We start from the raw sequence: 21,962 nt of genomic DNA on the forward strand, positions 1-21,962 counted from the left end.
CTAGTCAGTCCCCGGCCTCGCCGGAGGGGGTCCCGGCATAGAGGTCGGGGAGGGTGCCGCCCACCAGGGATGCGGGCGTGTCCACCAGCCGCTCGGGCACATGGGTGATGGTATTCACCAGGCGGCCCAGGCCCTCGATCTCGAGCACCACCTCGTCGCCGGCCTTGAGCCAGAGGTTGTCCGTGATCTTCGAGCCGTTCAGCTCCAGCAGGCAGCCCGTCCCCACGGTGCCGCTGCCGATGACCTCGCCCGGGTGCATCTGGATGCCGTAGCTGGTGCGCTGCAGGATCTGGGCGAAGGTCCAGTTCATGCTGTCGGCGTTGCCATTGGACAGACGATGGCCATTCACGGTGCAGGTCATGGCCGCGTGGAGAACTTCGCCGTGGCCCGTCCCCTCGAGTTTCAGCTCGTCCTTGGTGACGAGCCAGGGGCCCAGGCTGGTGGCGAAGTCCTTGCCCTTGCAGGGGCCGAGGGAGAGCTTCATCTCTTCCATCTGGAGCATGCGGGCGCTCCAGTCGTTCATCACCATGTAGCCGAAGATGGCCTCGTCGGCCTCCGCCAGGGTGGCGTTCTTCAGGGGCCGCCCCGTGACGATGGCCACTTCCAGCTCGAAATCGAGGCGCGCGAGGTGGTGATCCTGCACCCGCACCTCGCCGGGGCCCGTCACAGCCAGGTGGTTGGTGAAGTAGGTGACGGGGAAGAGGTCGAACTCGGGGATCATCTCCAGCCCGCGGTTGCGCCGCGCGGTGGCCACATGCTGGCGGAAGGCGTAGCCGTCGCGCATGGAGACCGGGCGGGGCAGGGGCGCCAGCAGGCGGATGGTGGCGGGATCGAGGAGGGCTGCGGGAGGCGGCGCCGCGGCGAGGGCCCGGGCCAGGGGCATGAGCTCGTCCTGGCGCCGGATGAGGGTGAGCATGTCCACGGCCAGGCGGGGTTCGGCGGCGGCGAAGTCGAGGAGCCTGCCTTCCGGCATCACGGCGCCGATCTTCTCGATTCCAGCCTGCAGGAAAGTCACCAGCTTCATCGGATTCTCCGCAAAGACCCAGTGTAATGCCGGAAAAACACGACTCTTGCATCGTCATTCGCGGCGGATGGGAGGAAGTACACTTGGATCATGCGCGCCCTCCTCCTTGCCACGAGTCTCCTGCTGCCGGGAACCACCATGACGCCCTCCACCCCGACGACCGTTGCCCGCCTCGAGACCCTGCGCCTGGGCCAGCTGCAGGTGTGGAAGCTGCAGGACGGGCGGATCTCCCTCGCCGCATCGCTCCTCAAGGGCATCGATCCCGCGGAGGCGCGGCGGCTGCTGGGCGGCCAGGACGCCGCGGACACCCCCGTGAACGCCTACCTCGTGCGGATGCCCGACCGGACCGTCCTGGTGGACACGGGTATGGGCAAGGATCCCGAGGAGGATTCGGGCCACCTGGCGGAGCAGCTCTCGGCCGCGGGCATGGCGCCCTCGGACATCGACCTGATCCTCATCACCCACGACCACTTCGACCACATCGGCGGCCTGCTGAAGGCCGATGGTACCCGGGCCTTCCCCAAGGCGGTCGTGGCGGTGGCCCGCCGCGAGCATGCCTTCTGGACCGAGGATCCCTCGCACCTGCCCGAGCGCCTGCGGGACCGGGCGTCGAAACTGAAAGCCCTCTTTGGGGTCTACGAGAAAGCCGGTGCCTTCCGCCTCTTCGAGGACGGCGAGGAACTCGCCCCAGGGCTCCGCGCCATCCCGGCCCACGGCCATACGGGCGGCCACGCGGTCTACGCCTTCACCTCCGAGGGCCGTGAGCTCTGGTGCATCGGCGACCTCATCCACTTCGGCGCGGTGCAGTTCCAGCATCCGGAAGCGGGTGTCGCCTTCGACCTCGACGGGGACCGCGCCGTGAAGGTCCGGCAGGAGCTCTTCCGCGACGCCGCCCGTCGGAAGGCCGTGCTGGCCGGCGCCCACCTGCCGCAGATCGTGCGGATCACCCCGAAGGGTGCGGGCTACGATGCGGCCAGGCCCTGAGTGAGGAATCCTCAGAGAAGGTCCAGCAGCGTTTCAGCGGCATCGCGGATCCTCGCCGGGGGCGTGCTGAGGGGCGGCAGCAGGTAGAGGCAGTCGCCGATGGGGCGCACCAGCAGGCCGTGGTCCAGGGCCCGGCGATGCAGGTGCCAGCCGAAGCGGTCGTCGGAGGCGTGGGCCTCGCCCGTGGTGGGATCCACCAGGCGGCATGCGCCGATGGTGCCGAGGACGCGGGCCTGGCGCACGGCCGGATGGGCGGAAAGATCCGTGAACGCGGCCTGCATGGCCTCGTGGAGGGCCGCGGCGCGGGCCAGCACGGGTTCCTCGTCGAAGAGGGCCAGGCTGGCGCAGGCGACGGCACAGGCCGTGGCGTTGCCCGTGTAGCTGTGGCCGTGGAGAAAGGCCCGGCCGGAGGCGGGCTCTCCCCAGAAATGGCCGTAGATCTCCTCCGTGGCCCAGGTGAGGGACAGGGGCAGCGTGCCGCCCGTGAGGCCCTTGGAGAGGCAGAGCAGGTCGGGCGCCACGCCGGCCTGCTCGCTGGCCAGGAAGGTGCCCGTGCGGCCGAAGCCCGTGGCCACCTCGTCGAGGATGAGGTAGACGCCGTGGCCGTCGCACTGAGCGCGCAGCTCCTGCAGCAGCTCCGGCGGCCACATGCGCATGCCGCCCGCGCACTGGATGAGCGGCTCGGCGATGAAGGCGGCGAGGCGGTCGCCGTGGGCGGCGAAGAAGGCGCGGACCTCCTGGCGGGCGGAGGCCAGCCGCTCCGGCCAGCCGGTCAGGTCGGGCTGGATCTCGCGGCGCGGATCCTCGGGCACCTCCAGTCGCTCGCAGGCCAGCAGCAGGGGCCGGAAGAGGCCCGTCATGAAGTTCTCCAGCTCGCCCACGCCCACGGCGCCCAGGGTATCGCCGTGGTAGCCGCCCCGCAGGGCGCCGAACCGGTCGCGCCCCCGCTGGCCGCGCTGCAGCTGGGCCTGGAAGGCCATCTTCAGGGCGACTTCGACGGCGGTGCTGCCATCGTCGGAGAAGAAGGCGCGGGTGAGGTTGGCGGGCAACTTGGGCCGCAGCCGCGCCACCAGCTCGAGGGCGGGCTCGTGGGTGAAGCCGGCGAACATGACATGGTCGAGCCGGGCGGCCTGGCGTTCAAGGGCGCTCACCAGACGGGGATGGCCGTGGCCATGGAGGCAGGTCCACCAGCTGGAGATGCCGTCCAGCACGCGCTCGCCGTTGGCCAGCAGCAGGTCGCAGCCTTCGCCGCCCACCACCGGCACCGGCGGATCCGCCTCGTGGATCTTCATCTGCGTGAAGGGGTGCCAGAGGTGGGCGCGGTCGAAGGCCAGGCGGTCGGACCAGTCGGGGGGCAGGGGCGTGGGCATCCGGATAGTCTAGGGCGGCCCGGTTCGACCCTCCGGGCTTTTGGGCCGCAGCCCGGGGTAGAGGCGTTCTGAACAGTCCGGACAGATGCCGTGGGTGAAGTCGGCGTCCGTATGCTGGGAAATGTAGGTCTCAAGCTGGTTCCAGGAGCCGTGGTCGTCCCGGATCTTCTTGCACGAGGCGCAGATGGGGATGATCCCGTGGAGCGTCTTGATGGTATCGACGGCCTCCTGGAGTTCCCGGGTCCGGGTCGCCACCCGCTCTTCCAGGGTGTCCTTGAGGGCGTTCAATTCGTGAAAGGAGGACCGCAGGGCATCGGCCATCTGCTGGAAATGGCCGTTGAGCCGGTGCATCTCCTCGATGCCGCTGGGCGGGAGGGCGAGCGGTGTCCCGGCATCGGCCTGGAGGAGCAGGGGGAAGGCCCGGGTGGCCGCTTCCAGCTTGCTGATGGAGTCCGTGAATCTCCGGCTGAGGGTCTGGGCCAGGGCCGCGGTGCCGAGAATCAGGAGATAAAGCGTTCCGAGGCCGAACAGGCTGATCCGCGTGAGCGAATCGAGCATGGGCACCAGAGGCAGCTCCACCCGCACCTTCCAGGGGAACTGCGGCGTGAGGAGCCCCTCCCGGACGAGGAGGGAGCTCCTCCAGCGCTGCATGCGGCTGGTCCCCGGCTTGAGCCTGGGGATCCATTGCCAGGCCCCTTCGCCCAGGGGCCTCGTTTCCGCGATGGGCGGGTGGAATTCGGACATGACCGCCAGTTCCTGCCGGGTGCTGCTGATGACCCGCTGATTCCGGTCCAGGAGGGTGAGCTGGGCACCGCTCTGGCCGGCGAGGGTCTGCAAGAGCTCCCGGACATGGTCGAGGTTGGTGACCCCGATGCAGTAGCCGTCGTAGCGGCCCCCCCGGAGGATGGGCGCCAGGAGGGGCAGCATGGGCTGGGTGGGGCCGATCCGTCCCATGACCAGGTCGCCCACCAGGGGACGGAGCGAGGCCCGCAGGGCCGGGAGATAGGGGCGGTCCGCGAAATTCCTTCCGAGCACCGGGCGCCCCTCGCCATCGTTCAAGGGGCTGTAGGCGATCACATCCGCCCTGGCATCGAGCACGCCCACCCGGCGGAAGGCCGGGGTGGCCGCGCGGATGATCTCCGTGGCCTCCTGCAGGCGCGCGCGGGGTGCATCCGGCCGGGTGGCCAGGGCCGCGAGGGTGATCACGCCCTGGTGCTTGTCTTCGATCCACTCCCGCAGCGCCTGGCGGGCCACCTGGTCGAGTTCGGCGCTGTGGCGGACCAGCAGCTGCTCCTCCTGGTGGATTCCGCGCCGGACATAGACCACGAGGAACAGCAGCGCCGGGAAGGCGACCATGGCCACCATGGTGATGAAGAACGCCGGGCGGAGGGCCGGCCGGATCCCGGTTCCAGGCCGCGTCCAGGCGCGCCAGGCCACATGGATGAGGTAGGCCAGGATGGTGTTGATGATCCCGTTGACGGCCTGCTTCAGGATGATTAGGGTCGTCGTCTGGACCGAGGTGTGGAGCAGGTCGTGGTAGAACACCCAGACCAGCGGCGCGCCTAGGAGGGTCCAGAAGAGGATGTCCGCCAGCAGGAGATCCCAGGACCGGCGCCGGACCAGCCAGCCGACGCAGACGGCTTCGGCGGCGAGGATCACCAGGGCCCAGGGATGGTTCCAGAGCACCCAGGTGGCGCTGCCCGCCACCAGTGCGGCGGCCACGCCGGGGCCGAGGCCGGCATGGAGGATCGCGAACATCACGAAGGCCGATCCGAAGATGAAATCGACATTGAAGAAGATTTCGACGCGCAGCAGGTTGGCCAGAAAACCCACTGCCCCGAGCAGCAGCGAGGCCAGGACCGCGTGGCGCGAGAGGGCGTCGGACATGAGCTCCTCATCGGGTGCTCGCGCGGGACAGGTTATTTAATTCACGACATGGATGTGGATTGGGAGAAATCCGCGCAGGATGCGGGCGTTCTCCTCGGCGATGGCGGGATCCGTGCCATCCGCGCCGGGATTGAGCAGCACGGCCTCGATGCGCCAGCCGCGGAGCATGAGGGCCTCGGCGGACAGCAGCGTGTGGTTCAGCGTGCCGAGGCCGCCCAGGGCCACCAGCACGCAGGGCACCTTCAGATCCGTGGACCAGCCGAGGAAGTGGGTCTTCGGGGCCAGGGGCACCATGAGGCCGCCGACGCCTTCGAGCAGCACGCGTCCTTCGGCGGGGCGCAGGCACCAGCGGGCAGTGGCGTCGAGGTCGAGGACTTGGCCTTCACGCTGGGCCGCGGCCAGCGGGGACAGGGGTTCCTTCAGCAGGACATGGCTCTCGGTGGCGATGCCCGGACCGCGCACGGCCGTGGCGTCGGCATCAGGGTGGTCGGCCCTGTCCACGCCCGTCTGGAAGGGCTTGCGATAGGTGACGGGGCCGTGGGCCGCCCAGGCCTGCGCGATGCGGGAGGAGACATGCGTCTTCCCCACCCCCGTGCCGGTGCCGAGAACCCACAGGGGATGGGGAAGGGAATCCAGATCGAGCATGGCTTCAGGATCGCAGGAAGGGCCGACGCCCGCCGGGAGCGGGGCCGGGCTACTTCTTCAGCTGGCTGAGCTGCTGGCGGGCCTGGGCGGCCTGCTCGCTGTTCGGCGCGAGGACCAGCACCTTGTTCCAGGCCTTGGTGGCCTCGTCGGGCTTCTGCAGGTCGTGGGCGTAGACCACGCCCAGGTTGAAGAGGCTCTGGACATGGGTGGGATCCAGCTTGGCGGCCTTCTGGAAGTTGGCGACGGCCTTGTCGAACTGGTTCAGCTGGCGGTACATCACGCCCTGGTCGGTGAGGACATTCGGATCCTCGGGCTTCAGGGCCAGGGCCTTGGCGTAGGCTTCCACGGATTTCTGCGGCTGGTGGGTGTCGAAGTAGTCGTTGCCCAGGCTCACCCAGGCGTCGTGGTTCTTCGGGTCGGCGGCCACCATGGCCTGCAGGCGGGCCATCCGGTTCTGCGTCTCGGCGTTGGGGAGGACGGCGCCCGGCATGCCTCCCGGGGTTCCGGGCGCCACGGCGCCACCCAGGGAGGGGGCGGGCATGATCGGAGCGGCGGCGGTGGGGGCCGCGACCACGGGGCCGGCCTCCTTCTGGCTGCTGGCACCGAAGAAGTAGCCCACGAGGGCTCCCGCGGCGAGTCCTCCCGCCAAGGCGAACATGATGTTCCGGTTCAAGCCCCACCTCCTGATGACCCAGCGGTCCCCTGTTATTGTCCCACAGGTCATGCTCTGGACTGGAAAGCCGATGAAAAAAGGACGGGGTTCCCCAACGGGAAGACACCCTGCGAGGATGATCCACCTTCCCCCGAAACGCACGCCGAGGTATTCGTGACCGAGCCCCGGGCTCCCATTGCAGGTCGATCGCGCGCGCTGTTGGTGCTGCTGGCTGGCGTGGCCCTGTCGCTGGCGGGGTTCTTCCTCGCCCGGGATGCCCGTCGTCGGCAGGTGGAAGCCGAATTCCAGGCCGCGGCCAGGGACCGGGCCGAGAGCGTGATCCAGGGATTCCGCCATGGGCTGGAGGATGTCCTCGTCCTCCGGAGCTACTTCGAATCCAGCGACCAGGTGACCCGGGAGGACTTCGACGCCTTCACCTCGCTCACCCTCTCCCTGCACCCCTACATCCAGGCGCTCCAGTGGCTGCCGGAAGTGAGCCCGCGGAACCGGGCCGCCCTCGAGGCGGAGGCCCGGCGCAAGTACCCCGGGTTCCGGTTCTTCGACCGGGACGCCGCGGGGCAGGAGGCCATCCTCCCGGCCGATGCCCGGTTCCATGGCGTCGCCTTCGTGAGCCCTTACAAGGGCAACGAGGTGACCCTGGGCTTTGCCGCGGAACAGCTGGCCACCCGGCAGCAGGCCCTGGAGCGGGCGCTGCGCACGGGGGAGCTCTCCGCCAGCGGGCGGATCCGGCTCATCCAGGAACAGGGCGATCAGTCGGGGCTCCTGGTGATGGCCTCGGTGCGCGGTCCCCACGGCTCCTCCCGCGGCGTGGTCCAGGGCGTCTTCCGGGCCGGGGATCTGGTGCAGAAGTCCCTGGCCATCCTGGAGCCCCGCGGCGTGGAGCTGCGGCTGCTGGATGCCAGCGCCCCGCCCTCCGAGTCCGTCCTGCACGCGGAGCCGTCCCCGCTGCCTCCTGAAGGGGCGGCGAAGCCCTCCCCGCTCCGGCTCACCCGCGAGTTCAAGCTGGCGGGCCGACGCTGGGCCGTGGTGGTGACGCCCGGTCCCGGCCACTACCCCCTCGCGGCCGGCTGGCGGGCCTGGGGCGTCCTCGCCGGAGGCTTCGCCTTCAGCCTCCTCCTGGCGGGCTATGTGCGGACGCTGCTGGCCGGCCAGGCGCAGATCCGCGCCCAGGTCGAGGCCCGCACCCATGAGTTGGCGGAAGAGGTGGAAAGCCACCGGAAGGATGCCCGGGCCCTGCGGGTGAGCGAGGCGCGGTTCCGGCACCTGGTGGAGGTGATGGGGGAAGGCATGTGGGTGGTGGATCCTGATGGGATCACCACCTTCGTCAACCGCCGCATGGCAGAGATGCTCGGGTACCCGCCGGCCGAGATGATCGGGCGGCCGCTGACCGATTTCGAGTTCGAGGAAGACATCCCCACTTCCCGGCGCAACATGGCCCAGCGCCGGGAGGGCATCAGCGCCCAGCACGACTTCCGGTTCAAGCGGAAGGACGGCTCGGAAGTCTGGACCATCGTCACCGGCAACCCCGTCCTGGACGACGAAGGCCGGGTGGTGAGCGTGCTCGGCATGATCACGGACATCACCGAGCGCCGCCGGGCGGAGCAGGCCCAGCTCCAGAGCCAGAAGCTCGAAAGCCTGGGCGTGCTGGCGGGAGGCATCGCCCACGACTTCAACAACCTGCTCACGGCCATCCTCGGGAACATCAACCTGGCGCAGATGTGCATCCCGCGCCTGTCGCCCGCCCAGCTCTACCTGGAGAACCTGGAGAAGACCGTCCACCGCGCGACGAGCCTCACGCGGCAGATGCTGGCCTATTCGGGCAAGGGCCGGTTCGTGGTGGCCCCGCTGGATCTGAACCAGGCCGTGGAGGAGATGTCGCACCTGCTGGGGGTTTCCATCTCCAAGAAGGTGAGCCTCCGCTTCCAGCTTCAGCCGGGCCTTCCGGCCCTCATGGCCGAGGCGTCCCAGATCCAGCAGGTGGTGATGAACCTGGTGACCAATGCCTCCGAGGCCATCGGCGATGCCGAAGGGATCGTCTCCATCCGGACGGGGCTCCAAGTCTACTCCGAAGTGGACCTGAGGCGGGACTTCCCCGGCCAGGACATAGCCCCGGGGGCTTTCCTCACGCTGGAGGTCGCCGATACCGGCCAGGGCATGACGCCCGAGGTGCAGGCGCGCATCTTCGAGCCCTTCTTCACCACGAAGTTCACGGGGCGCGGCCTCGGCCTGTCGGCCATGCAGGGCATCATCCGCGGGCACAAGGGCGGCATCCGGGTCTACAGCGAGCCCGGCAAGGGGACCACCTTCAAGGTGATCTTCCCGGCCGGCACCCGAGCCGTGGATTTCGAGCCGGAAGAAGTGGAAGTGGATGCCTGGCGCGGCTCGGGGACCGTTCTGGTCGTGGACGATGAGGACGGCGTGCGCACCGTCGCCGAGGCCCTGCTCCGTTCCATGGGCTTCGAAGTGATCCTGGCCAAGGATGGGATGGAGGGCCTGGAACGGTTCCGCAGCGCGCCCGGTGCCATCCAGGCGGTGCTCCTGGATCTCACGATGCCCCACATGGGAGGGGTCGAGACCTTTAGGGAACTGCGCCGCATCGATCCGGGCTGCCGGGTGGTGCTCACCAGCGGCTACAACGAGCAGGAGGCCATCCAGGATTTCCTGGGCAAAGGACTGGTGGCCTTCGTCCAGAAGCCCTTCCAGAGCACCAGCCTGGCGCAGGCCATGAAGAAGGCCCTGGAGGGCTGAATCAATCCTTCAGGGCTTCCCGCAGGGCCGCCAGGAGGGCATCGACCTGGGCCGCCTCCAGGTGCGCGCCGGTGGTGAGCCTCAGCCGGGCCGAACCCTCGGGCACGGTGGGGGGCCTCACGGCGCGCACATCGAAGCCGCGGGCCTGGAGGAGCGCGGCGAGGCGCACGGCCTCGGCATCGGGCCCGAGGGGTACCGGAACGATGGCCGAGGGGTGAGGAAGCTGACCCAGGCCCGACCGCAGACGATCCGCGAGGGCGAGGGCCTTCTCCTGGCGCCAGGGCTCGGCCTGGGCGATCCGCACTGCGGCCAGGGCCGCCCCGACCGAGGGCGGAGGCAGGGCCGTGGAGAAGATGAACCCCCGGGCGGTGTTCACCAGGTGGTCGCGCATCAGGTCCCCGCAGCAGATGAACGCGCCGAAAGAGCCTAGGGCCTTGCCCAGGGTGCCCATCACCAGGGGGACGCGGCCGTGGACGCCCTGCTGTTGTGCCAGTCCCGCGCCGCTGCTTCCGAGCAGGCCCGTGGCGTGGGCCTCATCGATGAGGAGCAGGGCGCCGTGGCGCTCGCAGAGCTCCACGAGGGCCGGCAGGTCCGCGGCGTCGCCATCCATGCTGAAGACGGCGTCCGTGGCCACCAGGGCCAGGGCGCCCGGCGAGGCTGCGGTCCGCCAGGCGGTCAGCTGCCGCTCGAGGTCCTCCTGGTCCCGGTGCCGGTAGATGCCCAGGTGGGCCCCCCCGGCCCGGGTCAGCCGGCAGCCGTCCACCAGGGAAGCGTGGTTGAGGGCATCGGAGAAGACGGCATCCCCGCTGCCCACCAGGGCGGGGATGAGCGTGGCGTTGGCCTGGAAGCCGGTGTTGAACAGCAGGCAGGCCTCCGTGCCCTTCCACTGGGCCAGGGCGCCCTCCAGCTCCTCATGCAAGGCCGTGCTCCCCCGCAGGAGACGCGCGGCCCCGGTGCCGGTGCCGAAGGCCCGGGCCGCCGCGGCCGCGGCTTCGGCCAGGCGGGCATCCCGCCGCAGGCCCAGGTAATCGTTGGAGCAGACATCGATTCCCGCGGCGGGCCGGATGGCCCGGTCCCGGCCCAGGGCCCGGCGTCGTCCGGCCTGCTGCTGAAGGCGTTGTTGCCAGGCGGGCGGGATCACGGAACCTCGGGGGCCTTCGGGGCAGGGTAAGGGTGGGGGAATGTTAGGATCTGAGAGGGATCCATCGCGGGTCCCCCTTGGAGCGTGGCATGGATCAACAGCAGTCGTGGCAGGGGACTTCGGCCGGGGTGCAGCCCCGCATCGATTTTGTCCGAAGCGTCTACCTCTGGCTCATGGGCGGATTCGCGGTGGCGGCCCTGGGGGCTGTCGGGGCCTTACTGACCATCCCAATTTGGGTCCCCTTGGCTCAGGGCAGCCGCATGTTTATGTGGGTTCTGTTCTTTGCCCAGATGGGGGCGATTTTCTTTGCCAAGGCGGTGAGCCGCCGAAAGCCGTTGAATATTCTGGGATATGGGCTATTTACCCTGATTTCTGGATTTGTCGTCGGAATTGTCGGCATCGCGGTAGCTACAACCAGCGGGTTTGCAACTGTTCTGATGGCCTTTGGCCTGACTGGCACAGTGTTCCTGACCCTGACCGTCACCGCCTTCGTCTCCAAGAAGGACTTCAGCTTCCTGCGGAACTTCGTCATCGTGGGCATCGCCGTGATGTTCTTCGGCAGCCTCGCGGCGGCCATCTTCCACCTGGAGACCTTCAGCCTCATCATCTCCGGCGTGGCGGTCATCGCCTGCTCGGCGAAGCTGCTCTGGGACACTTCCGCCATGCTGCGCACGGACGATCTGGGCGATCCCGCGGGCTTCGCCCTGGCCCTGTTCGTGAGCCTCTACAACATCCTCATCGCCCTGATGAACCTCCTCGGCGGTCGGCGCCGCTAGGGGCCGTCCGGAAACGACATGAGCCATTCAGGTTGTTTCCGCTACGGCCCCTTGTGCCGCCGAAGATGCGACACTGACAGATCATTTTTAACTGCGGCCTAGCGCCTTCCCGGCATCTAAGGAATCCCATGCTCCGTGCCTCCCTGATCTCCCTGATCGCCCTCGGCGTCGTCGCCCAGGAGCCGGCCAAGGTCACGCCCAAGTCCCTGCCCAAGCCGGCGAAGGCCGTGGCCAAGGCCAAACCTGCGGCCAAGACCGCGTCCGCGCCAACGGCCTCGGCCGACAAGCCCGTGGTGCTGGCCCGCGTGGGCGGCGCCGCCATCACCGAGGCCGATTTCCAGTCGGCCTTCGCCCTTCTCGGCCAGCAGGAGCAGATGCAGGTCCTCATGGTCCAGGGCGGCAAGGAGGAGTTCGTCAAGCGGATGGCCGAGAGCAAGCTCCTGGCCGTGAAGGCGAAGCGCCTCGGGCTGGACAAGACGCCGGGCTTCCAGCTGGCCCTCGAACGCGCCAAGGACGACTTGATGGCCCGGGAATTCCTGGCCAAGGAAGGGGACAGCCTCCAGAAGAAGCTGGCGGTGTCCGAGGCCGATGTGAAGGCCTACTACGAGGGCCACAAGGATCGCTTCAAGCAGCCCGAGCTGGTCAGTGCCCGCCACATCCTGGTCTCCGTGAAGCAGGATCCCAAGGCCGAGGCCGGGCTGACGGACGACGAAGCCAAGGCCCGGATCGCCAAGATCCAGGAGGAGCTGAAGGGCGGCGCCAAGTTCGAGGATCTGGCCAAGAAGTACAGCGACGATCCCGGCAGCAAGGAGAACGGCGGGCTGTATGCAGACGCCGATCCCTCGGCCTGGGTGCCCGAGTTCGGCGCTGCCGCCCGGACCCAGCCCCTGGGCGAGGTGGGCGCTCCCGTGAAGACCATGTTCGGCTACCACCTGGTGAAGGTGGAGGAGCGCAAGCCCAGCCGCCAGGTGCCCTTCGAGGAAGCCAAGGCGGCCGCCGACCAGGCTGCCCGGCGGGATCGGCAGGTGACGGTCTGGAACGAGCTGATGGATGGCCTCCGCAAGGAGATCCCCTTCGAGCTGCTCAAGCCCGCGCCCTCCGATGCGGCTCCCGCGCCGGCTGCGCCGAAGCCGGCCGAAGCCCCCAAGCCCGCTGAGACCCCCAAGGGAGGTGCCCAGTGAAGGCGCTGAATCCGATGCTCGCGGCGGCCCTCCTGGCGCCGATGGCGCTGACGGCCACCGATGTGCGCGAGGAGATCCTCGTCATCGTCAACAACCACATCATCACCCGCCGCTCCCTGACCCAGGCCGTGGAGCAGCAGCATGCGGCCCTCTACCGCCAGTTCTCCGGGAAGGAGCTGGACGAGAAGCTGAAGGACGCCCGGGAGAAGACCCTCCAGGGCCTCGTGGACGCCTTCCTGCTGGAGGACAAGGGTGCGGAGCTGGGCTCCCCCATCACGGACGACTATGTCCGGGCCAGCATCGATGGCATCAAGAAGGAGAACAACTTCGCCACGGACGCGGACCTGGAGCGGGCCCTGAAGGGCAGCCTGGGCATCGGCCTCCCCGAGTTCACCAAGCGGCAGAAGCAGCAGGCCACCCAGCAGTTTGTGCTGCAGCGCGAGGTGTTCTCCAAGGTGGCGGTGGAGGACAACGAACTGCGGGCCTACTACGAGGACCACAAGGACGAGTACCGCCTGCCCAGCCGCTTCCGCATCCGCGAGCTGGTGCTGGCCAAGGGCGCGACGGCCGAAGAGCAGGCCGAGGCCCGGAAGAAACTGGAGGCCATCCAGGCCGACTTGAAGGGCGGGAAGTCCTTCGAGGAACTGGCCCGCCAGCACTCGACCAGCCCCAGCAAGGCCACGGGCGGGGACCTGGGCTGGATGAACAAGGGCTTCCTCCGCGCCAGCATCGAAGACGCCGCGGTCAAGCTCAAGCCCGAGCAGGTTTCGGCGCCCATCGAGACCGACAAGGACCTCTACCTGATCCAGCTCGTCGCCCTCGAGGATGCGCCCGTGAAGGCCTTCGCCGAGGTCCGCGAGAAGATCGTGGAGAAGCTCCAGGAGCCCAAGGCCCAGAACGCCATCGAACAGTATCTGGCCGGGCTCAGGATGCGCGCGAACATCCGCTACCTGGTGCCCAAGGACCAGATTCTGAAAGGCTGATCCATTGCGACTCGATGCCTTCCTCAAGAAGAGCCTGCTCATCAAGCGGCGCGAGCTGGCCAACCAGCTCTGCGACGAGGGCATGGTGCGGGTGAACGGCACGCCCCGGAAGGCCAGCCACGAGCTGAAGGTTCAGGACGAGCTGGAATTCCCGCTCTACAACCGCGTGCTGAAGGTGCGCGTCCTGGCGCTGCCGGAAGGCAATGTGCGGAAGGCCGACCAGTGGTCGCTCTTCGAGGTGCTGGAGGACAAGCGCCTTCCGCTGGACCTGGGCTACGGCGACGAGGACCCCTTCGCCCCGCCGCCGAAGGCGCCGCGCAATCATTGACAGCCGCTGTCGCATCGACCCGCCGAGGCTGATGAGGCGCATGGAGATCCGATGTCCGATCAGCAGAGCATCCGGCAATTGAAGGAGGGCGATGCCGTCCTGGGCTTTCTCCTGGCCCAGGAAGCCGCCTACAAGATCAGCGCCAAGGGCAGCGAGTACCTCGAACTGAAGCTGGCGGACGCCTCCGGCGACCTGAAGGCCTTCCTCTGGGATGTGCGCGCCATCGAGGGCGACATGGAGGCCATCCGCGCCGACGCGTTCCTGTGGGTGAAGGGCTCGGTGACGAGCTACAACGGCCGGCTCCAGCTGAAGCTCGACAAGGTGCGTTTCGCGGCGGATGCGGAGGTGGGCGACTTCTCCCGGTTCTTCCCCGTCAGCGCCCGGCCCGTGCCGGAGATGCTCGAGGAGCTCGACGGGCTCCTCGCCTCGGTGAAGGATCCCTGGATCGGCCGGCTGCTGTCGGACCTCTTCGTGGCGGATGCGGAGCTGCGGGCCGCCTTCGCCCAGGCGCCGGCCGCCAAGTCCATGCACCATGTCTGCCTGGGCGGCCTGCTGGAGCACACCCTGTCCGTGGCGGGCATGGCCGAGCACGCCTGCGGGCACTACGGGAACCTGAACCGCGACCTGGTCCTGGCGGGTGTGCTGTTGCACGATGTGGGGAAGACGGCCGAGCTCAGCTATCAGCGGAGCTTCGGCTACACCGATGCGGGGAACCTGCTGGGCCACATCGCCATGGAGGCGGAGTGGATCAGCCGCGCCGCGGGCCGGATCCCCGGATTCCCCGAGGAGTTGCGCCTGCAGATCCTGCACATCGTCCTCAGCCACCACGGCCGCCTGGAATTCGGCTCCCCCGTGCTGCCCAAGACGCCGGAAGCCCTGCTCGTCCACTACCTGGATGACCTGGACGGCAAGCTGGAAGTCATGTTCCGCGCCCAGCGGGACGAGACGGGGGGAGGAGCCTGGAGCCCCTTCAGCCGGGCCCTGGAGCGCATGATCTACCGACGGCGATGGTCCGCGGTGGGGGATGTCGAAAATTGAGCATAATGACCTCCATTTGTCCATTTGTGGACACAGCTTGATTCCGCATCGATGCTTCTGGGCAGGTCCGACTCGGCAGAACCTATGGAGAAGTCCTGATAATTCAAGGCATGTGCTAAACCTGCCGGGGTAGAAAATTCCTGGCACGGCTCTGGCTCCTTGGGGAAGTCCGCTCCCTCGAGGTACCTCATGAAGCTGTCCCGCAAAGCCAAGCGCTACGACGATTCGGTCCTTCCGGGCGAGTTCCAGGGCTTCGAGGCCTTCCATCAGGCCGACCTCGAACTGGATGGCACCCTGGACGGCTTCCTGCGCCGCGGGGACGGTTGCGTGCAGCTGGGCGAGATGGTGCTGGAGCGCAACGCCCCGAAGAAGCTGAGCTTCGCCAAGCTGAAGACCAAGGCCGAGAAGCTATCCGAGCAGGTGAACTACCTGAAGGAGCGCCTGGAGATCGTGGACCATGACCGGCGCGGGATGTACATCCAGCTCCGCAGCCTGCCGCCCTACAAGGACGACACCCAGATCCAGTTCAACGAGATCAGCATCGGCAAGAACAAGATCGTGGTGAAGCGCATCGCCTTCTATCGCAAGGAGGAGGTGAAGCAGCAGGTGCCCCTCCAGCTCTCGGAACTGGAGCTGAAGCGCCTCCTGTTCGATATTCGACAGGCCATCGCGTAGGGAGCTTGTGACTCTTTAACCTTTGTCGTTACTGCAAAAAAGGCGCCCATGGCGCCTTTTTTGTATCCGCTGCGCCGTCGCGGCGCGGCATCTTCAGAGCATCGCCATCCAACTGCCGCTCTCCCCCCCCCGGATGGGACCGTCCGGCAGGTCGCTCTCCTTGAAGAGGAAGTGGTTGCTGTTCCAGCTGCCACAGCTGTCGCAGCGGTCGGCGTAGTCCTGGGTCTTGTGGCCGCAGACGGCGCACTCGAAGCGCAGCTTGAGGACGCCCAGGTTCCGCAGCAGCTGGCGGTACTCGTTCAGGGCGGCGTCCAGGCGGGCGCGGCGGCTGTGGATCTTGGCCATGAAGAAGAAGAGGATCGGGCTGTAGACCACCTGGCTGCGCACCTCCTGGAAGAGGTCCAGGGCCTCGTCCAGAATCTCCAGGCGGTAGAGCATCTTGCCCAGGAAGAACTTGGCGGTGGTGGCGTGCTTGGAGGTGGCGGCCACGCGGCGCAGCAGGGCCAGGCCGTCCTCGGGGCGGCCGGCCTGGATGAAGTAGTCCTCGATGTCCTGGAGGAAGGTGCCTTCGCCGGTCTTGCGGAAGCCCTCGATCCAGATCTCCAGGCCCTGGGCCTCCTGGTCCTGCAGGATCATGCAGCGGCCCAGGCTGAGGTAGGCGGGCACGAATTCCGGCTCGTCCTTGATGACCTGCTGGAAGACCTGGGCGGCATCCTTGAACTGATCCGCCTCCACCTTGGCCATGCCCACCTGGTAGGCCAGAGCCGCCCCCTGGGCCTTCTCGCCCTGGGAGAGTTCGCCCGCGAAGTAGGCCTGCAGCTTCTTGTGGGCCTCCATGGCCTCATCCCAGCGCTGGGCGTCCATGTGGAGGGCCCTCAGGCGCCGCCAGGCCCGCAGGGCCTTCTTGGGATGATCCGCGGCCAGCTTCTTCAGGACGCTGATGGAGGCGTCGGGGTTCCGCACGGCCATCAGGGCCTCGGCCAGCTGGTAGCGGGCCTCGACCTGCTCGGGATCGTCCTCGCAGAGGGCCTGGAAGAGCTTCACGGCCTCCTCGGGGCTGCCGGTCTTGATGAGGATCTCGCCCATCAGCATGCGCGCCGGCACATGCTCCTTGCGCTGCTCCAGGATCTTCTCGAGGATCTCCTTCGCTTCCCGCGGGAGGCCGTGGGCCACGAGGTCGCGGGCATCCTGCATGCGCTCGGAGATGCGCTTCACCAGGCGGTTGTCGGCCGAGTCGTTGAGGCCGCGCACCAGCCGGACCAGCTCCATGATGCCGGTGTAGAGGACATTGAGCAGGAAGCCCAGGAGGAAGGCCAGGAGGATGACGCTCTGGATCTTGATGTTCTCGCCGAAGATGACGACTTCCCGCACCAGCAGGTCGTGGTTGGTCAGGTACAGGTTGCCCAGTACGAACAGCACGAAGGCCAGGAGCACGAAGAAGAACACATTCACTAGACGCATGGGCCGACCTCGAAAGCTGGGCTTAGCATGACATGACAGGCCGCCGTCTTCACCGTTCGGCGCGTGCGCCCTGCGATAACCCCTGCGATAACGAGGGTCAGCCTTCAGCGGGACGGTCGATCCACTCCTTCGCCGCTTTGAGATCCGCCCAGACGGCCCGGCGCACATCCTGCGTGTACTGGCGCAGCACATAGGCGGGGTGGAAGGTGGGCATGACAGGGATCTCCCGGCCCCCGACCTGCACGCGCTTCCACTGGCCCCGCACCCGGGTGATGCCTTCGCTGATGCCCACCAGCTCGCGCAGGGGCGTGGCCCCCAGCGTGACGATGACGGCGGGGCGGACGAGCTCGATCTGCCGGTGGAGGTAGCCCAGGCAGGCGCAGGCCTCGTCGGGCGTGGGCGTGCGGTTGTCCGGGGGGCGGCACTTGACGACATTCGCGATGTAGGTCTCTTCGCGTTTCAGGCCGATGGCCCCGATCATCTTGTCCAGCAGCTCGCCGGCCTTGCCCACGAAGGGCCGGCCCTGCAGGTCCTCGTCGCGGCCCGGGCCTTCGCCCACGAACATGAGCTTGGCGTGGGGGTCGCCCTCGCCGAAGACGAACTTCAGTCGGCTGGGACCCAGGGGGCAGGCCAGGCAGCCTTGGATGGCCTGCTGCAGGGCCGTCAGATCGGGGGCGGCGGCCACGGCTTCGGGAGGCGGGCAGCCGATGGGATCGGCTGGCGGCGCATAGGCTGAGGGCGCGGGAGGGACCGGCCTGGGCGCCCGTTTGACTTCGGGGCCGGCCGGGACGCGGGCCGGCGCCGGCCGGGCGGGGGGCGCGGATGAGGGCACCGCCGCCTGGGGTTGGGCCTGGGCGGGTTCCACGGGCTCGCGGACGAATCCCATCACCCCCAGATCCTCGAGGGTGTCCCGCCAGGCTCGGAGAGGCTCGTCCATGGCTTCCAGCCTAGCCCGGAACTTCCGCCCTGCATCGGGCATCCTAGAGCGTCGGAGCCCGTGCATGGAGCAGTCCCCCCAAGAAACCCCATTCGGCACCCAGGAGGCTTTCCACGCCGCCTTTGCCGAACTTTATCCAAGGCTCGTGAGCTATGCACGGCGTTACGGGGCGACCTTCCCGGAGGACATCGCCCAGGAGGCCTTCGTCATCCTCATGCAGCGGGAGGAGCGGGTGGAGCATCCCACCGCCTTCCTGTACGGCACCGTGCGAACCCTGTCCCTGACCGAGCGCCGCCCCATGAAGAACCAGAACCTCAGCCTGGAATCCGTCGCCGAGCCCGGCCTGGCCGGGGGCGCGGACGATCTGGTGCTGAACCAGGAGGTCCGGGAGCGGATGCGGCTGCTGTCGCCCACCTTCCGCGAAGCCCTGTGGTTGTTCGTGGTCGAGGGCCTCGCCATCCGGGAAATCGCGGACATCCTCAACATCCCCGAGGCCACCGTGAAGACCCGCATCCACCGGGCCAAGGCCCAACTCAAAGATCAGCTCAACCCCTCAGGAGGCGTGCATGTCCTGGTCTGATCCCGCTCGGCGATTCGAACCTGCCGAGGATGTTCAGTTGCGGGCCGAGCTCCGCGACCTGCTGGGCCTCGGCCCCGTGGTCGCCAGCGCCCCCGCCGTGCCCGGCGCCAATCCGAACATGGGGCCCAATCCCGAATTGACCGCCCTGGCGGATGACCTTCGCCGCGAGGCCCTGCGCCGCCGCCGCACCGAGCGCAAGCGGCCGTCCTGGGGCCTCTTGGCCGCCGCCGCCCTGCCGCTCCTGGCCGCCCTGGCCGGCATGGGCACCTGGGGTTTCCAGCAGAAGCAGCGGGCCGACGGCCTCGCCGCCCAGGCCCAACAGCAGTCCCGGGAACTGGACCGGCTGGCCGCCGCCCACGCCTCGGATCTGGCCAAGGAGCGCCAGGCCAAGGAGGAAGTCCAGCAACAGCTTCAACTGGCCTCGAAGAAGGGGGGAGGGCGGAAGGCGGATCCCTACCTGGTCATCCCCGTGGAAAAGCCCCTGAAGTTCCAGAGTGACGATTATCAGCGGGTCAAGCAGAAGCCCCAGCAATAGCCTGCGCCGCAGCGGCACGATCCTGGCAATCTGAAGGGCAAGGTGTGCCCATGGCCAGCAATCCATTGCTTCTCCTCATCCTCCTCCTTTCGGCCCTCGCCACGGTGTTGGCCGGGATGGGCGTGTTCAGCAACAACCGCCCGCCCGATCCCCGGCTGAACAACCTGATGAACGAGCTCGACGACATCAAGGGCATGCTTTCCCAGCTCCAGAAGTCCGTCCTGCAGACGGAGCGGAAGCTGGAAAAGGAGATCCAGACCAACCGGAACGAGAACCGGGAGGTGGTCGAGAAGCTGGCCGATGTGCTCGACAAGCGGATGAAGGAGCTGGTGGGCTAAGTTGGGGTGAGGGCCGCGTGTCGCGGCCCTCACCCGGCCTGGCTGTGGTTGGCGGGGGTCCAGCCGCGCTCGTTCAGGAGCTTCACGCCCTGGATGCGGGTGAGGCGGAAGGCCATCTCCTCCTGGTGGAGGTGGCAGAAGGCCAGCAGGTGATCCTCCTGGATGGTGCGCGGTGACACGCGGCGCAGCTGGGTGCGGTGGGCCGCCGGAGGCAGGTAGGTGAGCTCCACCATGAGGGTGTGTCCGCCTGCGTATTCGAGGATGCGCTGCACCTCTTCCGCCAGCTGATCCTCGCCGCCCAGGTGCAGCATGGGGATGCGGCGCTGGACTTCCTGGTAGAGGAAGGGGTCCTCGTCGTGGAGGCGCTGGAGGGATGAGCGCACCATCTGCTGCACCGGCTCCAGGTGGTGGTTCATGCCCTTCTCGTCGACGAAGGCGAGGGCGGCCAGGGCCCAGAGGTAGAGCTTCTCGTCGGCATCCAGGCTCAGGGCGAGGAAGCGGCCGGGCTTGGGCATGAAGCCCGCCTGCTTGAGGAGGGCGTGGGCATTGCCGTCGCCGCGCACCTCCAGCACGGTGTCGGAGAGCGAGCCCAGCTTGAGGGGGGCCAGTTCGGGCCGCAGCTTCAGTTCATCGGCCAGATGCGGTGTGCGGGCCCGGACGAGCCTCACGCCCTGGTGCACTTCCACTTCGCCCACGCGGCGGGAGAGGTCCTCCAGCAGCTGGAGCAGGGGCTGGGGCAGGGTCTGCGTGGAGGCGCCCAGGCGCTGGCCCAGGTCGTCAAGGGGGACGCCCGCGTCGAGGGCCCGCACCAGGGTGGCGTGGCTCACGCGGAAGGTGCCCATGGCATCGAGGGCCTCCACATCGGCCAGCTGGGCGAGCTGGAGCAGGCGGTGGGGGTTCTGGAGCAGGGGGGTCAGCAGCTCGAGGGTGGGCTGCAGGACCATGGGCTGATCCAGCGCCAGGGGTTGCCAATGGGCCGCGGTGGCCTTGAGGTCGCGCAACAGGTACTCGTGGGCCAGGGCCTCGCCGTGTTCCGTGAGCTGGAGGTGCGCGAAGTCCGCATCGCCCCGGATGATGCCCATGCGGCTGAGGAAGGGCAGGAAGACCGATCGCGTGCGCTCCTCGTCCAGGGGGTGCAGGGTCTTGAGGAAGGCGAGGAAGGGCTGGACGGCGAGCACCTGGCTCCGGCGCTCCAGCAGATGCTGCATGAGGAAGTGGCGATCCTCGGCGGGGGGCATGCCCCAGGCCTTGAGGTCGTGCTCGAGGAGGCTGGCGAAGGCCCGCTCGGCCACCCAGCGCGGCGGATGGCTGGTCACGGCGGGGAGCAGCGTCTCCACGCGCCCGTCGCGATTCCAGAGCAGGCCCAGCCGGTGCAGCAGGGTGAAGAGCAGCGTGGCGTCCTGCTCCTCCTGGAGCATGGCGTTGCGCTGCATGAGCTGGCCGAGCTCCTTCTTGGCGGGAAGGCCGCCCTTCAACACGCGCAGGCCGGGGACGCAGCGGAGCAGGACGCTCGTGAGGGCCAGGGAGAAGCGGAAGGGCTCGGCGGCCCGCAGCTTGACCTCGGCCGGGGCCTGGAAGCTCAGGGCGCCGTCGTCGAAGTCATCGAGGGCATCGGCCACCCGCTCGGCCACGCCCCAGCCCTCGCCGTCGGGCAGGATGAGGCCGAGGTCACGCAGGGCCTCGAGGGTACCGGCCGCGGGCAGGATGCCTTCGCTGGCGAGGTGCTTGAGGGCGACCAGGGAGCCGCTGTCGAGATCCGCCAGGGTGTCCGACAGCCGCTTGTGGTCCTCCAGGTGGAAGACCATGGTCTTCAGCAGGCGCACCCGGCCCTCGGCGCCATCCTCCCACCGGATGGGAATGGGCAGGCGCCGGCGTTCACAGATGGTCCTGAGCTGCTCATCCGAGCAATTCGAAAGGAGCTGGTAGTGCGTGAGCGTCATGGGCACCTGGGTACAGACGATCGTCCAGTGTCCCACGAATCCCCGGAGCGCTCACGCACAAAAAAAGCGCCCGGGGGGTCCGGGCGCCGGGGAGAACGGGGGGCCCTACTGGGCCGTGAGGGTGCCCACGCTGACGGTGATGGGCGTGGGATTGGAGGCCTTGTCGGTCAGGACCTGGCATTTGACCGCATCGGCGCTGAGGGTGATGGCGGTGCCCTGGGCCAGACCCAGCCCGGATTTCAGATCGAGGGCCACCCGGAGCAGCGAGCCGTTGAGAGAGGCCGGGGCCGTGGGGTCCTTCTGGGCGATGGTGGCCTGGAGCACGCCGCTGGTGGCCTTGGCCTTCTGGATGGGAGTGCCGCTGCCGAGGGTGAACTGGGTGCCGTTCTGCATCAGCACCGCCGTGGTCCCGCCGGCGGGGACATCGACCCAGGTGGCCCTGGCCGCGTCGGTGCTGAGGGTGATGGAGACCCCCATGGCCGTGCCGGTGCTGGGGCCGACGAGATCGAGGACCAGGTGCGAGCCGGAGCTGGAGGCGTTCTTCACCAGCTTGTAGGTGCCGCTGGCGGGATCGACATAGGCGAGGCTGGTGGCGGTGGCGGGCGGCGCGGGCGCGGGAGTGGCGGAACCGCCGCCACCGCCGCCGCAGCCCAGGAGGGTGGCCAGCGCCAGGACAGCGGAGCCGGAGAGGAGCTTGGTCATCGGGGTCATGGTCATC

General features: G+C 68.3%; 21 protein-coding genes. 11 read left to right on the forward strand and 10 right to left on the reverse strand.

Annotated elements, in window-relative coordinates; translation table 11 throughout:
- Positions 1-4 precede the first annotated feature (4 nt).
- Positions 5-1,024 carry a fumarylacetoacetate hydrolase family protein gene (locus QUD34_RS02115; protein ID WP_286354939.1) on the reverse strand — a complete coding sequence of 340 codons (1,020 nt, stop codon included), beginning with the start codon at positions 1,022-1,024 and terminating at the stop codon, positions 5-7.
- Between the two features lie 90 nt (positions 1,025-1,114).
- On the opposite strand from QUD34_RS02115, the gene QUD34_RS02120 reads away from it, so the two are divergent.
- A complete protein-coding gene (locus QUD34_RS02120; protein ID WP_286354940.1) occupies positions 1,115-2,008 on the forward strand; it encodes an MBL fold metallo-hydrolase in 894 nt (297 codons plus the stop codon).
- An 11-nt stretch (positions 2,009-2,019) separates the two neighbouring features.
- Here the strand turns inward: QUD34_RS02120 and bioA are convergent, their stop codons facing one another.
- Genes bioA through QUD34_RS02140 form a run of 4 tightly spaced genes read right to left on the reverse strand, consistent with a single transcriptional unit; the run spans position 2,020 to position 6,583 of the window.
- Complete coding sequence (gene bioA, locus QUD34_RS02125; RefSeq protein WP_286354941.1) at positions 2,020-3,378, reverse strand: adenosylmethionine--8-amino-7-oxononanoate transaminase; 1,359 nt, start codon at positions 3,376-3,378, stop codon at positions 2,020-2,022.
- A 9-nt stretch (positions 3,379-3,387) separates the two neighbouring features.
- Entirely contained in the window at positions 3,388-5,265 is a 1,878-nt protein-coding gene (locus tag QUD34_RS02130; RefSeq protein WP_286354942.1) for a sensor histidine kinase, read from the reverse strand.
- A 36-nt stretch (positions 5,266-5,301) separates the two neighbouring features.
- Positions 5,302-5,910, reverse strand: coding sequence for a dethiobiotin synthase (gene bioD, locus QUD34_RS02135; RefSeq protein WP_286354943.1), 609 nt, complete (start codon positions 5,908-5,910; stop codon positions 5,302-5,304).
- A gap of 49 nt (positions 5,911-5,959) precedes the next feature.
- The gene (locus QUD34_RS02140) at positions 5,960-6,583 is read right to left on the reverse strand and encodes a tetratricopeptide repeat protein (RefSeq protein ID WP_286354944.1); all 624 of its coding nucleotides are present in this window, start codon (positions 6,581-6,583) and stop codon (positions 5,960-5,962) included.
- A 153-nt stretch (positions 6,584-6,736) separates the two neighbouring features.
- On the opposite strand from QUD34_RS02140, the gene QUD34_RS02145 reads away from it, so the two are divergent.
- The gene (locus QUD34_RS02145) at positions 6,737-9,331 is read left to right on the forward strand and encodes a PAS domain S-box protein (protein WP_286354945.1); all 2,595 of its coding nucleotides are present in this window, start codon (positions 6,737-6,739) and stop codon (positions 9,329-9,331) included.
- A 1-nt stretch (position 9,332) separates the two neighbouring features.
- Here the strand turns inward: QUD34_RS02145 and QUD34_RS02150 are convergent, their stop codons facing one another.
- Positions 9,333-10,472, reverse strand: coding sequence for an aminotransferase class I/II-fold pyridoxal phosphate-dependent enzyme (locus QUD34_RS02150; protein WP_286354946.1), 1,140 nt, complete (start codon positions 10,470-10,472; stop codon positions 9,333-9,335).
- 89 nt (positions 10,473-10,561) lie between these two features.
- Between QUD34_RS02150 and QUD34_RS02155 the strand changes: the two genes are divergently transcribed.
- The 6 genes from QUD34_RS02155 (at position 10,562) to QUD34_RS02180 (ending at position 15,453) form a co-directional block, all read left to right on the forward strand.
- On the forward strand, positions 10,562-11,248 hold the full coding sequence (locus tag QUD34_RS02155) for a Bax inhibitor-1/YccA family protein (protein WP_286354947.1): 687 nt from the start codon (positions 10,562-10,564) through the stop codon (positions 11,246-11,248).
- A gap of 128 nt (positions 11,249-11,376) precedes the next feature.
- Entirely contained in the window at positions 11,377-12,429 is a 1,053-nt protein-coding gene (locus tag QUD34_RS02160) for a peptidylprolyl isomerase (RefSeq protein WP_286354948.1), read from the forward strand.
- Positions 12,426-13,412 carry a peptidylprolyl isomerase gene (locus QUD34_RS02165; RefSeq protein ID WP_286354949.1) on the forward strand — a complete coding sequence of 329 codons (987 nt, stop codon included), beginning with the start codon at positions 12,426-12,428 and terminating at the stop codon, positions 13,410-13,412. Before QUD34_RS02160 ends, QUD34_RS02165 begins: the two co-directional genes overlap by 4 nt.
- Before the next feature lie 4 nt (positions 13,413-13,416).
- Positions 13,417-13,740: an RNA-binding S4 domain-containing protein gene (locus QUD34_RS02170; protein WP_286354950.1), complete on the forward strand. Its 324-nt coding sequence runs from the start codon at positions 13,417-13,419 to the stop codon at positions 13,738-13,740.
- A 51-nt stretch (positions 13,741-13,791) separates the two neighbouring features.
- Positions 13,792-14,778 carry a 3'-5' exoribonuclease YhaM family protein gene (locus tag QUD34_RS02175; RefSeq protein ID WP_286354951.1) on the forward strand — a complete coding sequence of 329 codons (987 nt, stop codon included), beginning with the start codon at positions 13,792-13,794 and terminating at the stop codon, positions 14,776-14,778.
- A 189-nt stretch (positions 14,779-14,967) separates the two neighbouring features.
- Positions 14,968-15,453: a hypothetical protein gene (locus QUD34_RS02180; RefSeq protein WP_286354952.1), complete on the forward strand. Its 486-nt coding sequence runs from the start codon at positions 14,968-14,970 to the stop codon at positions 15,451-15,453.
- 93 nt (positions 15,454-15,546) lie between these two features.
- On the opposite strand, the gene QUD34_RS02185 is transcribed toward QUD34_RS02180, so the two are convergent.
- Both QUD34_RS02185 and QUD34_RS02190 read right to left on the reverse strand, forming a co-directional pair.
- On the reverse strand, positions 15,547-16,914 hold the full coding sequence (locus QUD34_RS02185; protein ID WP_286354953.1) for a tetratricopeptide repeat protein: 1,368 nt from the start codon (positions 16,912-16,914) through the stop codon (positions 15,547-15,549).
- A gap of 97 nt (positions 16,915-17,011) precedes the next feature.
- Entirely contained in the window at positions 17,012-17,851 is an 840-nt protein-coding gene (locus QUD34_RS02190; protein ID WP_286354954.1) for a uracil-DNA glycosylase, read from the reverse strand.
- 64 nt (positions 17,852-17,915) lie between these two features.
- Here QUD34_RS02190 and QUD34_RS02195 point away from each other — a divergent pair, with 64 nt between their 5' ends.
- Genes QUD34_RS02195 through QUD34_RS02205 form a run of 3 tightly spaced genes read left to right on the forward strand, consistent with a single transcriptional unit; the run spans position 17,916 to position 19,304 of the window.
- Complete coding sequence (locus QUD34_RS02195) at positions 17,916-18,431, forward strand: RNA polymerase sigma factor (protein ID WP_286354955.1); 516 nt, start codon at positions 17,916-17,918, stop codon at positions 18,429-18,431.
- Positions 18,418-18,966: a hypothetical protein gene (locus QUD34_RS02200; protein ID WP_286354956.1), complete on the forward strand. Its 549-nt coding sequence runs from the start codon at positions 18,418-18,420 to the stop codon at positions 18,964-18,966. Before QUD34_RS02195 ends, QUD34_RS02200 begins: the two co-directional genes overlap by 14 nt.
- A gap of 50 nt (positions 18,967-19,016) precedes the next feature.
- The gene (locus QUD34_RS02205) at positions 19,017-19,304 is read left to right on the forward strand and encodes a hypothetical protein (protein ID WP_286354957.1); all 288 of its coding nucleotides are present in this window, start codon (positions 19,017-19,019) and stop codon (positions 19,302-19,304) included.
- 29 nt (positions 19,305-19,333) lie between these two features.
- Here the strand turns inward: QUD34_RS02205 and QUD34_RS02210 are convergent, their stop codons facing one another.
- Both QUD34_RS02210 and QUD34_RS02215 read right to left on the reverse strand, forming a co-directional pair.
- Complete coding sequence (locus QUD34_RS02210; RefSeq protein ID WP_286354958.1) at positions 19,334-21,280, reverse strand: helicase-associated domain-containing protein; 1,947 nt, start codon at positions 21,278-21,280, stop codon at positions 19,334-19,336.
- Positions 21,281-21,349: 69 nt separating this feature from the next.
- Positions 21,350-21,955, reverse strand: a complete 606-nt coding sequence (locus QUD34_RS02215) for a hypothetical protein (protein ID WP_286354959.1) — start codon at positions 21,953-21,955, stop codon at positions 21,350-21,352.
- Positions 21,956-21,962: the final 7 nt, after the last annotated feature.

Origin of the sequence: Geothrix oryzae (genome assembly GCF_030295385.1) — a bacterium.
Lineage (GTDB): Bacteria > Acidobacteriota > Holophagae > Holophagales > Holophagaceae > Geothrix > Geothrix oryzae.

Bases quoted from the DNA above. Each gene is read 5' to 3' on its own strand.
- QUD34_RS02115 (WP_286354939.1), bottom strand. From the start codon at position 1,024: ATGAAGCTGGTGACTTTCCTGCAGGCTGGAATCGAGAAGATCGGCGCC.
- QUD34_RS02120 (WP_286354940.1), top strand. From the start codon at position 1,115: ATGCGCGCCCTCCTCCTTGCCACGAGTCTCCTGCTGCCGGGAACCACC.
- bioA (WP_286354941.1), bottom strand. From the start codon at position 3,378: ATGCCCACGCCCCTGCCCCCCGACTGGTCCGACCGCCTGGCCTTCGAC.
- QUD34_RS02130 (WP_286354942.1), bottom strand. From the start codon at position 5,265: ATGTCCGACGCCCTCTCGCGCCACGCGGTCCTGGCCTCGCTGCTGCTC.
- bioD (WP_286354943.1), bottom strand. From the start codon at position 5,910: ATGCTCGATCTGGATTCCCTTCCCCATCCCCTGTGGGTTCTCGGCACC.
- QUD34_RS02155 (WP_286354947.1), top strand. From the start codon at position 10,562: ATGGATCAACAGCAGTCGTGGCAGGGGACTTCGGCCGGGGTGCAGCCC.
- QUD34_RS02160 (WP_286354948.1), top strand. From the start codon at position 11,377: ATGCTCCGTGCCTCCCTGATCTCCCTGATCGCCCTCGGCGTCGTCGCC.
- QUD34_RS02175 (WP_286354951.1), top strand. From the start codon at position 13,792: ATGTCCGATCAGCAGAGCATCCGGCAATTGAAGGAGGGCGATGCCGTC.
- QUD34_RS02180 (WP_286354952.1), top strand. From the start codon at position 14,968: ATGAAGCTGTCCCGCAAAGCCAAGCGCTACGACGATTCGGTCCTTCCG.
- QUD34_RS02185 (WP_286354953.1), bottom strand. From the start codon at position 16,914: ATGCGTCTAGTGAATGTGTTCTTCTTCGTGCTCCTGGCCTTCGTGCTG.
- QUD34_RS02190 (WP_286354954.1), bottom strand. From the start codon at position 17,851: ATGGACGAGCCTCTCCGAGCCTGGCGGGACACCCTCGAGGATCTGGGG.
- QUD34_RS02195 (WP_286354955.1), top strand. From the start codon at position 17,916: ATGGAGCAGTCCCCCCAAGAAACCCCATTCGGCACCCAGGAGGCTTTC.
- QUD34_RS02200 (WP_286354956.1), top strand. From the start codon at position 18,418: ATGTCCTGGTCTGATCCCGCTCGGCGATTCGAACCTGCCGAGGATGTT.
- QUD34_RS02205 (WP_286354957.1), top strand. From the start codon at position 19,017: ATGGCCAGCAATCCATTGCTTCTCCTCATCCTCCTCCTTTCGGCCCTC.
- QUD34_RS02215 (WP_286354959.1), bottom strand. From the start codon at position 21,955: ATGACCCCGATGACCAAGCTCCTCTCCGGCTCCGCTGTCCTGGCGCTG.